9 protein-coding genes are annotated in these 11,618 nt (G+C 71.4%); 2 read left to right on the plus strand and 7 right to left on the minus strand.

The features are described 5' to 3' along the window. Positions 1 to 360: 360 nt before the first annotated feature. The 4 genes from H9623_RS17570 to H9623_RS17585 all read right to left on the minus strand — a co-directional run bounded on the left by H9623_RS17570 (position 361) and on the right by H9623_RS17585 (position 7,557). On the minus strand, positions 361 to 1,617 hold the full coding sequence (locus tag H9623_RS17570; protein WP_193721314.1) for a hypothetical protein: 1,257 nt from the start codon (positions 1,615 to 1,617) through the stop codon (positions 361 to 363). Between the two features lie 125 nt (positions 1,618 to 1,742). Then, positions 1,743 to 3,011: a hypothetical protein gene (locus tag H9623_RS17575; RefSeq protein ID WP_193721315.1), complete on the minus strand. Its 1,269-nt coding sequence runs from the start codon at positions 3,009 to 3,011 to the stop codon at positions 1,743 to 1,745. Between the two features lie 26 nt (positions 3,012 to 3,037). Then, on the minus strand, positions 3,038 to 4,042 hold the full coding sequence (locus H9623_RS17580; protein WP_227748871.1) for a TIM barrel protein: 1,005 nt from the start codon (positions 4,040 to 4,042) through the stop codon (positions 3,038 to 3,040). A 71-nt stretch (positions 4,043 to 4,113) separates the two neighbouring features. Next, positions 4,114 to 7,557 carry a PQQ-dependent sugar dehydrogenase gene (locus tag H9623_RS17585; RefSeq protein ID WP_321575524.1) on the minus strand — a complete coding sequence of 1,148 codons (3,444 nt, stop codon included), beginning with the start codon at positions 7,555 to 7,557 and terminating at the stop codon, positions 4,114 to 4,116. Between the two features lie 520 nt (positions 7,558 to 8,077). Here H9623_RS17585 and H9623_RS17590 point away from each other — a divergent pair. Continuing rightward, positions 8,078 to 9,217 (plus strand): PrsW family glutamic-type intramembrane protease, encoded by a 1,140-nt coding sequence (locus H9623_RS17590; protein ID WP_193721317.1) that lies wholly within the window; start codon positions 8,078 to 8,080, stop codon positions 9,215 to 9,217. 51 nt (positions 9,218 to 9,268) lie between these two features. On the opposite strand, the gene H9623_RS17595 is transcribed toward H9623_RS17590, so the two are convergent. Then, a complete protein-coding gene (locus H9623_RS17595) occupies positions 9,269 to 9,691 on the minus strand; it encodes a hypothetical protein (RefSeq protein ID WP_193721318.1) in 423 nt (140 codons plus the stop codon). A gap of 177 nt (positions 9,692 to 9,868) precedes the next feature. Between H9623_RS17595 and H9623_RS17600 the strand changes: the two genes are divergently transcribed. Then, a complete protein-coding gene (locus H9623_RS17600) occupies positions 9,869 to 10,453 on the plus strand; it encodes a P-loop NTPase family protein (protein ID WP_321575525.1) in 585 nt (194 codons plus the stop codon). Here H9623_RS17600 and H9623_RS17605 read toward each other — a convergent pair. Both H9623_RS17605 and H9623_RS17610 read right to left on the minus strand, forming a co-directional pair. Then, the gene (locus H9623_RS17605) at positions 10,422 to 10,850 is read right to left on the minus strand and encodes a (deoxy)nucleoside triphosphate pyrophosphohydrolase (protein WP_193721319.1); all 429 of its coding nucleotides are present in this window, start codon (positions 10,848 to 10,850) and stop codon (positions 10,422 to 10,424) included. The two genes, H9623_RS17600 and H9623_RS17605, sit on opposite strands and share 32 nt — an antisense overlap. A 181-nt stretch (positions 10,851 to 11,031) precedes the next feature. Then, positions 11,032 to 11,274: a LuxR C-terminal-related transcriptional regulator gene (locus H9623_RS17610; protein ID WP_193721320.1), complete on the minus strand. Its 243-nt coding sequence runs from the start codon at positions 11,272 to 11,274 to the stop codon at positions 11,032 to 11,034. Positions 11,275 to 11,618 lie beyond the last annotated feature (344 nt).

Below are 11,618 nucleotides of genomic sequence, written 5' to 3' on the forward strand. Positions count from 1 at the left end.
AGAACATCAAGAACTGCGACAGACCCGGACGACGCTCAGCGAACGCCGCCCACACCTGAGAGATCCGACCGAACATCGACGGCCGAGCCGTTGGCGTGCTCACTTCGGGGTGCTCCTTGCTGACGAGGCGCAGGAGAACGTGTCGTCCGCGCGCCGGATCCGGGCACGAGGAGCGCGCATGTCGCGGACGTCCTCGTCGTGGGAACTGCGGCGACGCCCGCCCGGTGCCGGGGAGTGCGTCGTCGGCAGTCAAGCACCGGGGGACGCGGCTCCCCGGGCCCTGTGCACAACCTGTCGATCCGGACGCATGATCTGTCGTACGGCCGCGCCCCGCCGGTCTCCCGGCCGGGCCGCGACGGTTCAGGCGACGGGCTGCTCGTCGCGCTCCTTGAGGGCCTGGGCCACGGCGTCGGCGACCTTGCGCTCGTCGCGGGCGCGACGCCGTCGGGCCGTGCGACGCCACAGGACGACCGCCCCGACCAGCAGGACGAGCAGCGCGAGCGCGCCCCACGGCACCGCGAGCGTCGTGGCCGTGGCGGTCGCCGGGGCCACGGCGGGGACGGCCTCGGCGGCGGTCGCGCCGATCGCGGTCACGACCTCCGCGGCGACCCGCACGTCGGCCGTCAGGCGGCCCAGGGGCCAGACGCCGTCGACCGTCACGGTCCGCGTCACCGACGTCCCGGGGAGCATCTCCGGGAGCTCGACGCGCGGCGAGCCCTGCGCACCCGCTCCCCACAGGCCGGCGACGCGCACCGACTCGCCCGCGGCCAGGCGCGTGTTGCCGTCGTTCGTGACCGTGAAGGTCACGGTCGCGTCGCCCGCCGCGAAGGGGTTGAGCGTGCCGTCGTAGGTGACCGCGACGTCGTCGACCGCGAGCGCCGGGACCAGGTCCCCCGCGACACGTACGTGCATGCGCGACCCCAGGCGGCGGTCGACGCTCACGCCCTGCGCGTTCTCGACGAGCAGCGACGACACGACGCCCGCCGCGTAGTCGCCCGGTGTCGCGTCGGCCGGGACGGTCAACGTGAAGGGGACGACGACGCTGTCGCCCCCCTCGACGGTGACCTCCTGGGACTGGAACGTGACCCACGAGCCGAGCGCCTGCGACTCCTCGCCCGCGGGGAGCAGGTCGAGCTCGCCGGCCTCGGTCATGAACCCGTCGGCCGCGTAGACGCGGAACGTCAGGGGGCCCTCGGTGTAGTTGGAGACGACGATCCCGTCGTCCAGGCCCGTCCCGGGGGCCAGGGCGTAGGCGTAGTTGGGGCGCTCGGTGCCGTGCACGGTGTCGGCGGGGCGCACGCCCCACGTCACCGGCGTCGAGACGGTCGGCGCGGCGTCCTCGGGGGCGGCGTCCGGCGCAGCCGGGTCCGCCTCCGGCCCGACGGCGGCGCTCACCTGGTGCGGGAGCGCGGCGGCCTGTGCGGGGTGGGCGAGCGCGGCGGCGCCCGGGGCGAGCAGCGAGACGACCAGGCCCACGACGAGCGTCACCGCGAGCACCGCGAGGATCCACAGCGCGTGGCTGTGACCGTTCTCCCGCTGGTGCGCGCGTACGTTGGTCAGCGCGGAGCCTGCGTCGGTGTCGCGCTCGGGGCGGACGGTCAGCTGCTGGGTCGCCATGGTCGTGCCTGCTTTCGTGGAGTTCCGACCGGTCCTGCCGGGCTCGGTCGGGGCGAGCTGTCGAGCGGTGGTGCCGGCCGGCCCGCGGAGGGACGGGCCGACCGGCACCACGATCACGACGTGACCTAGCTGAGCGCGGTCAGCGTCAACGTCGCGTTGTAGGTCCCCTCGTTCACCGAGAGCGGGAGCTTGAGGTCCAGCTCCGCCCCGATGACCGCGGAGCCGCGGGCGTGCCCGGCCTCCGCGCTGCCCAGGGTGCGGGCGACGGACAGGCCGTCACCCTCGACGAAGCCCGAGGCGACGGGCGCACCGGCGACCGCTCCGCCGTCGTTCTCGAGGATCTCCGGCGTCCAGCCGAGGTACTTGCCGGACACCGTCTCGCCGCCCGCCACGAAGTCACCGACCTGCGCCGAGACCGACCAAGCCGGCGCCTCGATGCGGGTGTCCGTGACGCGGACCGGGACCAGGTCGCCGGTCGCGGCGAAGTGGTCGCCCTGCTCCTCGGCCACGCCCAGGTCGACGAGGCCCGTCGAGCCCTCGAGGCTCCACGTGAGCTCGCCCGGACGCGGCTCGGGGATCACGACCGCGACCGACTGGTCGCCCGCCGCGATCGCACCGGGGGCCGTGCCGGTGAGGTCGCCCTCGACCGAGCCCGCGGTGTTGCCCGGACCGAAGTTCGCCGCCGGGGTGTTGTCCGCGAGGCGTACGACCCCGTGGACCGTGGTCCCCGCGACCTGGAGGTTCGCGGTGTTGCCGGTCAGGACGAGGTCCCCACCCACCGTGTTGCCCCACTGGTCGGCGGTGCCGTCCGCGTTCGCGCCGACGAGTGCGTCGCGCGAGGTGCCCGTCACGGACAGGTTGCCCGCGACCACGGCGCCACCCACGGTGACCCCGAAGTCGCTGTCGCCGAGCGTCGCGTCGCCGCCCACGCTCGTGCGGAGCAGGTCGACGTAGGTCGCGACCTGCGTCGTGAGGTTGCCCGTGATCTTCGTGTCCGAGATCTCGACGTCCACCCCGCCCGTCGCGACGCTGCCACCCACCCGCAGGTCGTACAGGTAGAGGAACCCGGCGCGCGAGCCCGCGGTGTACGAGCTGATGTCACCGTCCACGCTCGCGCCGTCGATCAGGACGCCGTACGCGTCGGTCGCGACGACGTCACCCTCGACGACCACCTCGGTCGCGTCGAGCCACGCGTCGTCACCCACGATGATCGAACCCTGGACCGTGGTGCCGCCGAGGACGCAGGTCGCCCCCGCAGGGACCACCAGGTCCCCTGCGACGACCGTGTCGTCGAGCTCCGTCGTGCAGTCGGTGCTCGCGGCGTGAGCTGCCGGGGCCGCGACGGCGACCAGCGCGAACGCTGCGGCAGCGGCTGCTGAAACCTTCCACTTCATGTCGATTCTCCTGTGATCTCGGTGGGTCAGCCGCGAAGGCCGTAGATGGAGGTGTAGCTACGTCGTGCGTTGCCCAGCGAGTTCAGCGGGTTCGGCGGCTCGGCGACCGAGCTCGCGTTGTCCTGCTCGTACAGGCCGAAGTGCTGGCCGCGCGTGCGCAGCTGCGAGAGGAAGGACTGGTAGTCGATGCTGCCGGCGCCGAACTCGATGATGTCGTAGCCGTTGGCGCTGTTCGGGTTGGCCTTGCCGTCCTTGAGGTGGAGCATCGGGAAGCGGCGCGGGTCGCGCTTGATGTACTCGATGGGCTCGAAGCCCGGGTACTTGTGCTGCCCGACGTGCGCCCAGTAGACGTCCATCTCGAAGTAGACGAGGTCGGGGTCGAACTCGTCCCACAGCAGGTCGTAGACGCGTCGGCTCGGGTCGTCCGACGTGAAGCGGAACTCGCCGTCGTGGTTGTGCGCGTAGAGCTTGAGGCCCGCGGCCTTGGCCTTGACCCCCATGGTGTTCCACGTCTGGGCCGCGGCCGTCCACGCCGCGACCGTGTTGGTGTTGTTGATGGCGCCGCCCTGGCCCAGGTGCGGCATGCCGAGGATCAGCGCCTTCTCGATCTCGGCGTCGATGTTGCTCGGGTTGAGGTTGACGTGGGCCCCCACGGCCCGCAGGCCGTTGTCGTCGAGGAGCTGGCGGATCTCCGGGATGGTGATCGCGCCGACCTGCCCCTGCGTGTACCCGGCGAACTCGACCTCGGAGTAGCCGATGTCGGCGAGCTCCTCGAACACGGCGCGGAAGCCGAGCTGGCTGACCTTGTCGCGGATCGTGAAGAGCTGGATGCCGATGCGGTTGACCGGGACGAGGCGGTTGCGCCCGCTGCTGGGGGCTGCGGCGATGCCACCGATCGCGGAGGCCGCGGTCGGGCCCAGGGTCGCACCGACGCCCACGGCGACCGTCGAGGCCGCGAGGGCCTTGAGCAGGTTGCGCCGGCTCATGGGGCGAGCCGGGATGGACTCGTGGTGGTGCTCGTGTGAACTCATGTCTCTCCTTCGAGGTGAGGTTCGGTGGCCCGGGGCTCTCGCCCCAGGCTACCACGTGCGGGGTTGCGTGCCTAGCTGCGGACGGTGAGGTTGAACGACGTCGAGCTCTTGCCGACGCCGGTCGAGCCCAGGTAGGCGACCTCGACCTTGTAGGTGCCGACCTCGGGGAGCTTCGGCAGCGTGATGACGACGGCGCCCGAGGCGTCGAGCGTCCCGGTGCGGGTGGCGACCGTCGCGTTGTTGCGCTTGATCGTCACCGTGACGTCGCCCGTGGGCACGACGCCCGTCGAGCTCTCGACCGCGATCGTCGCCTTGGCGGCGATCGACGGCTTGACCGGGTTGGGCGAGACCGAGCCCGTGACGGTCGAGGAGGCGGCGGCCACCGTGAGGCGGACGGTCGCCGACGACTTCTTGAAGACCTGGTCGGCCTGGTAGGTCGCCTTGAGGGTGTGCGTCCCGACGGCGAGCGACGCGTCGAGCGCGATCGTCGCCGTGCCCTCGACGAGGGATCCGCGACCGACCTCGGTGTCACCCGAGGTCAGGACGACGTCGCCCGTGGGCGTGCCGCCCTCGCCCGTGACGGTGACCGTGGCCTCGCCGGGTGCCCCGAACGAGACGCGGGCTGCCGGTACGGCGACCTTGGTCACCGACGACACCGTGGGCTCGTTCGGCGCTGCGAGGTCGATCGTGAAGGAGACCGACCCGACCGCCGAGACGTTGCCGCCCGTGTCGGTCGCGCGGTACTGCACGGTGCGGGCCCCGTTGGTCGTGAAGCTGACCCCGTAGGCACCGTTCGCCGCGGCCACGTTCGTCCAGGACTGACCGTTGTTGGTCGAGTACTGCACGCTCGCGAGCGCCCCGTCGTCCTTGACGTCGAGGTTCATGCGCACGGCCTTGTTGTAGACGCCGCCCACGCCCGTGGGTGCGGCCGGGTCGAGCGAGTGCTTGACCGTGGGCGCCTTGACGTCGCCGACGCCCACGCCCTGGAAGTCGAACGAGTCGACGGCCAGCTCGTTGGCCGAGGTCACGAACAGCGTGCCCGAACCCTGCGGGACGTTCGTGAACGGCACCGTGACCTCCTTCCAGCCTGCGCCGGACGGGATCTGCGCGGTCGCGAACGGTGCGGCGTCGGCCGCTCCCCAGCGGAGCTGGAGCTGACCGCCACCGTTGGCGACGACCTTGACGCCCGTGATCCCGGCGAAGTTCACCGGGCTGTACGACAGGTGGTCACCGGTGCCGAGGCCGCGGATCGCCTGGCCCGCACCCGCCGTCTCGTCCTCGTAGGCCACGACGCCCTGGCTCTTGGCGTGCTCGGCCTGCTGGACGAACGGGTTGAGCTGGACGGTCGCCTCGCCGGGAGCGGCAGGCAGGCCGTTGTGCCCGTTGTCGGTGTACGACACGACGACGGCGCCGTAGATGTGCGCGCCCTCACCGTGCTGCGGCGAGTCGGGAGACGTCTTCCACGCTCCCGTGCAGCCCGTGCCCGAGACCTCGGGGTGGGCGTGCTCGTCGTGGCCCAGACCGTAGGTCCACGCCACGCGGTTGCACGCGGTCGCGGTCCCGTCCTCGGCGTCCTGCGTCGAGACCTTGAAAGGCACGGCCTGGCCCCAGCTGAAGAACGAGCCGTTGCCGGGGTAGTCGACCGTGACCGTCGGTGCCTGGTTGCCGACCGAGACGACCTTGGACGTGAGCGTGAACTTGCCCTTGGCGTCGGTCACGCGCAGGCGGGCGTTGTACTGGCCGAGGGTCGTGTAGGTGTGGCTCGCCGTGACGCCCGTGGCGTCGAACGAGCCGTTGCCGTCGAAGTCCCACTGGTAGGTGAGGGCGTCGCCGTCGGGGTCGCTCGAGGTGCCCGCGTCGAAGGCCACCACGAGCGGGGCCTCGGAGGAGGACGTCGGGTTCGCGGTGAACCGGGCCTGCGGGGCCTTGTTCCCCTCCGCGTAGGACACCTTGTAGAGGCCGGCGTCCGGGTTGGCACGGAAGAAGCCGTCACCGTAGTCGAGCACGTAGAGCGAGCCGTCCGGCCCGAACTCCATGTCGATCATGTTGTCGTTGAGCGGCTGCGCGTTCTTCGCGAGCTGTGCGTTGGGCGTGAAGTCCTCGATGTGCGTGACCTCGTAGGAGTCCCAGTCGACCGTGAAGGCCGCCAGGTAGTCCTGGGAGAACTCACCGAAGAACGCCTTGTTGTCCCAGTACTCCGGGAGCTTCGACGTCGAGGGGTTCTCGGCGTCGTAGTGGTAGACGGGTGCCCCCATGGGCGCCTGGCCGCTGCCGCTGCCGAAGTTCACGAGCTCGTCCCACGGCTGGTCGCCGGGGCGGTCGCCGTAGTAGAGCGTCGCGGCACGGGCCGGGGGCAGGTCGACGAGGCCGGTGTTCCAGCGCGAGTTGTTCTTGAGCGCGGCCGGGTCGAAGAACGCCCCGGGCGTGCTCGTCGCGAAGTTCCACTCGTTGTAGGCCGCGTTGGGCCCGTGCACGTAGGGCCAGCCCGCGTTGTGCGGGTCGTCGAGGCTCACGGTGTTCCACTCGACGTAGCCCATGGGGCCACGGTTCGGGTCGGCGTTGGCCGCGTCGGGTCCGTAGTCGCCCCACGAGAGGCTGTTCGTCTCGGGGTCGACGTCGATGCGGAACGGGTTGCGGACTCCCATCACGAAGATCTCGGGGCGGGTCTTCTCGGTACCGACCGGGAAGAGGTTGCCCTCGGGGATCGTGTAGGTGCCGTCGTCCTGGACGTTGATGCGCAGGATCTTGCCGCGCAGGTCGTTGCTGTTCCCGGCGCCGCGACGCGCGTCCAGACCGGGGTTCATCCCGGGAGCGTCGTTGTTGGGCGCGAAGCCGTTGGCTCCCGGCGCGCTGGCGGGGGTGTTGTCACCGGTCGACAGGTAGAGGTTGCCGTCGCCGTCCCAGTCGATGTCGGCGCCGACGTGGCAGCACTGGCCGCGCTGGACCTCGACGTCGAGGATCTTCTGCTCGGACGCCAGGTCGAGCCCGGTGCCGGTCCACTGGAAGCGGGAGAGGCGGTTGACGCCCTTCCACTGGTCCCAGTAGCTCGCGTCCGCGCCGGTGGGCAGCGTGTTGGGCGCCGAGCCCGCGGGCGTGCCGCTGAGCGGTGCGTAGACGAGGTAGACCCAGTTGTTCTCCGCGAAGTCCGGGTCGACGGCGATGCCCTGGAGCCCGTCCTCCGAGTTCGCGTACACGGGGATCTTGTTGGTGACGGACGTGACGCCGGTCTGGGGGTCCGTGAGCCGGACGTCGCCGTTGCGTGCGGTGTGGAGGATCTTGCCGTCGGGCAGGATCGCGAGGTCGATCGGCTCGCCGACGTCCTTGGTGAGAAGGATCTTCTCGTAGTTGGACCAGTCGAGCGCGCCCTCGGCACCGGGCTCGCTGCCGTGGTCGACGCCGTCGTGCGCCGTGGCCGGGGCCGTCGCGGCGGCCAGCCCGGTCAGGGCCAGGACGCCGGCGAGCGAGGCGGCGACCAGCCGCGATCTCGCGGACCTTCGTTCAGGAATAGACTTCACAGTGATGCAGCTCCTCATGGGGGTTCATCGCCGGACCGGGCCACCGCTCGCTGCTGCAACAGCGGGATCGCGGGTGGCTCGGTCTCTGTCTGTGCGGGTGGCGGGCGGGCGCTCGGCCCTCGCCTGCTGCTGTCCTCCCCTCGCCGTCGAGTGGTGGTGGGTCCCGTCGTCGGCGACGGGATGTGCACCGGCTGGGCACCGGGGTGACCCCCGAAAGGCACGGGCGCGCGGTGTCGATGTCCGCGTGCCCGGTACGTCATGGATCAGGGTGGATCCACCTGCGAGAACAGCGGTCTTCCTCGACCGCCTGGTAGGAATCTAGGGCGACTTCTATCGCCTGTCAATCAAAAGTCGAAACCTGCCGCTCACTAGTAGGGCACAGATGCCGATCACGCGCGCGCGGGACGAGGCAGCGGCATCGGCAGCGGCAGCGGCAGGGCCCGACGCACGGGCACGGTCCGCCACGGCGTGTCGCGTCGCCCGGAGGCTCGACGGCAGGACCTGGTGGTTGGCTGGCGTCATGATGCTCACCATCGTCGGTGCGGTCCTGCTGGCCGTCGGTCTCTACGCCGCGTGGCGGCTCGCCCCGCAGCGCCCTGACGTCCCGGCCGAGGGATGGTTCCCCGACCCCGCCTCGACCGCGGCGAGGCGTCGCCTCTGGGACGGTCAGGCCTGGACGGCGCACGTCGCCGACGGCGGGGAGCCGGCGAACCGCGGCCATCACTTCCGCGGCCGCTCCCGGGGCAGCTGGATGGGGATCCTGGGCGCCGCCGTCGTGGTCCTCGTCGCCGGGGTCGCCGCCTACCGGGCGACCGAGAACGTGCACGTCATGGCCGTGACCAGCTTCCTGGCCATGACGCTCGTGTGCTGGGCCTTCTACGGGTTCGTCGAGCGCCAGCTCGCGCTGCGGGACGTCGTCGGGCTCGGCCAGGTCGCGGCCGTGGCCGTCGCGACCGCCGGGGCGACCTTCCTCGTCGCGATGAACCTCAACAACCTGACGGGTTCGATCGGCGGGATCTCGCTCGCCACCACGCTCGTCGGGCTGACCGAGGAGAGCACCAAGCTGCTCGTCCCGATCGTCCTGTTCCTGCTCGGGACCTACCGCAACCCCCGCGCGGGCGTCGGGATCGGGCTCGCGGCCGGGTTCGGCTTCGCGATCGCCGAGACCACTCTCTACGCGTACCAGACGGCTGCAGCCTCCGGGCCGAGCTTCTGCGGCGCCGAGACCCCGGCCGTCACCACGGGGATGGTCGTCTCCGCGCAGGTCGCCCGCATCTTCGGCGTCTCGCCGTTCCACTGGCTCTTCACGGGCATCGCGGTCGCGATCGCCTGGCGGGCCTGGCACCTGTACGGGCGCAAGGGCACGCCGGCAGCGCTCGGCGGGATCCTGCTCGTCATGGTCGTCCACTCGCTCAACGACACCTCGGCGACGCTCGGGTGCGGGGAGCCCGTCGTCCAGTCGCTCCTCGCCCTCGCGCGCTACGCCCTGGTGATCGGCATGTACCTGGTCTTCAAGGCCTGGGCACGCAAGCACACTCCGCCGCAGCTGATCGGTGCGGTCAGCACGGGCTGGACCCCGAAGCACCTCGGGGAGCAGAAGGTCTCGCCGGACGGGTCCCCGGCGACGGGCGCTCCTGCGCGCGAGCCCGCCGACGACTGACCTGCGCGGACGGCCCCCGCCCCGGCCAGGGACGGGGACGCCGCCCGTGCCTCAGCCCCGGAAGTACCGCCGCGACGCGCGGTTCCAGAGCAGCGCGAGCACCAGGAGCGCGACGACGATCGTCAGCACGGCGCCCGTCACGTGGTGCGGACCGAAACGCAGCAGCGAGTAGACCCCGACCCCGACGCGGACCAGCATCACGACCGTGATGGCCATGAGCGCCCACCGCCCACGGGTCTGGAGGCCGAGCGCTACGAGCGCGACGAGGACCCCGACGACGAGGCTCAGGAGCGCGAAGAACCGGATCTCGGCACTGGTCGCGGCGAGCGCGCCGATGACGGCCTCGTCCCGCGCGAGCAGGTAGAGCGCGACGCTGCTGACGACGTCCGTGACGGCCGCGATCCACGTGAGCACGACCGCGACGGTGACGCTCGTGGGCCGTGCCGGGGTTCCCAGCCCGGTGAGGTCGCTCATGCGGTCACCTCTCTGCGGAGGACGCCGTGCGTGCACGAGGCCCGGTCGGACGGTCGGAGGTGGGTGGTGCACAGGTCCGACTCCCCCGGCGCCACGTCGTACGTCTCTCCGTGATACCAGCGCTGGCCCGGGACCGCGCGGCGAACCAGGTCCGGGACCGTCGGGTAAGGTCCCGGGGTGCGCACAGTCCTCGGCCCCCTGGACGACGTCGTCGCGCACCTCGGGCGCACCCCTCGCCGCGTGCTCGTGGCGGGGGTCTCGGGTGCGGGGAAGTCGACGCTCGCGCAGCGTCTGGCCGCCCGGCTCGACCTGCCGTACACCGAGCTCGACGCGCTCTTCCACGGACCGGGGTGGGTCCCCCGGGCGACGTTCCTCGAGGACGTGCGCGACGTCGTCGGGCAGGAGGCCTTCGTCGTGGAGTGGCAGTACCGCGCCGTGCGCCCGCTGCTGCTGGACGAGGCCGATCTCCTCGTGTGGCTCGACCTGCCCACGGCCACCGTCATGCGCCAGGTGATCGGCCGGACGGTGCGACGCGCCGTGCGGCGTGAGGTGCTCTGGAACGGGAACGTCGAGCCGCCGCTCAGGACCCTCCTCACCGACCGCGACCACATCGTCCGGTGGGCGTGGTGGACACGGCACTCGCTGCGCGACCTGCCGACCACGGTCGCCCTGCAGGACCGGCCCGTCGTCCTGGTGCGCCTGCGCAGCAGGCGTCAGGTCGAGACCTGGGTCAGACGGCTTCCTGCGCCACCCAGTCGCTGAGCGCGTCGACGATCCGGACGTCGCCGTCCAGCCAGTCGACGCTCCCCCACTCCCCCGCGGGCAACCACCTCAGCGCGTCGTGCTCGACGAGCGGCTCGGGTTCGCCCCCGACGATGCGGGCAAGCCACAGGCGCATGACGTGCCGGTCGGTGATGATCCACCCACCGTCGTCGGGCCCGACGAGCTCCTCGCCCAGGTCGACCGCCACGCCCAGCTCCTCGCGGAGCTCGCGGTGCAGCGCGTCGACGGGCGTCTCCCCGGGATCGACCTTGCCCCCCGGGAACTCCCAGCGCCCCGCGAGCTCGACCGGCCGAGAACGGCGGGCGGCGAGCAGCAGGCGAGGGGTCGTGAGGTCGTCGACGACGGCGGCGGCCACCACGAGACGGCGGGAGGTCATGCCCGAAGTCTTTCACGCCGGTCACGACGGGTCAGGGTCGGTGGCGCCACCGACACGCCACGCCGCGCACACCGCCCCGGGGTCCCGACGACCCCGGACGACTCCGCCCCTCGGCGTCCCTGCCCGTGCCACCGCCGACTCCCCCCCCCCCCCGGGGGGGGCCCCCGGCAAGCACGTCGGTTCAGCGGAGCCCGGCGTCCTTGGCCCACTGGACGGCCTCGGCCCGGGTCGAGACACCGAGCTTGCGGTACAGGCTGCGCACCTGGGACTTCACGGTGTTGCGCGTGACGAACAGCTTCGTCGCGATCTGCTCCAGGGTGATGTCCTCGGAAAGGTTCGACAGCACGACCTGCTCACGGCGGGTGAGTGGTGCTGCGAGCTGGACGGCCGGCGACTCTGTCCGGGCCAGTTCGATGATGCTCATGCTTCCTCCATGTGCTGACCGGTCTTCCCATCGCGTCATGGGTCGATCCGGTGCGTGCTGCTACTGGGAGAGATGGGCGAACCGACGATTCATGACGCGGTTCTTCACCCTCAATCTCGGCGGTCGTCCCCGACCGGCCCCCCTGTCTCGCGGTGCACAGTATCCATGCAGGTCAGAGGCAGGAATTCAGCCGTCCGCCATGGACGGACGAATATTCCGATGTGTCCAGGATCACCGTTCCGTCGTTGCGACGAGAAATGTGATCCGCCTCACAGTCTTGCGCTCCTGCGTGCGGAGCGGCAACCGGAGAAGCCAGAGGGCCGTTCCGCGACGAGGTCGCGGAA

The sequence above is a fragment of the Oerskovia douganii genome (assembly GCF_015142735.1).
Classification (GTDB): domain Bacteria; phylum Actinomycetota; class Actinomycetes; order Actinomycetales; family Cellulomonadaceae; genus Oerskovia; species Oerskovia douganii.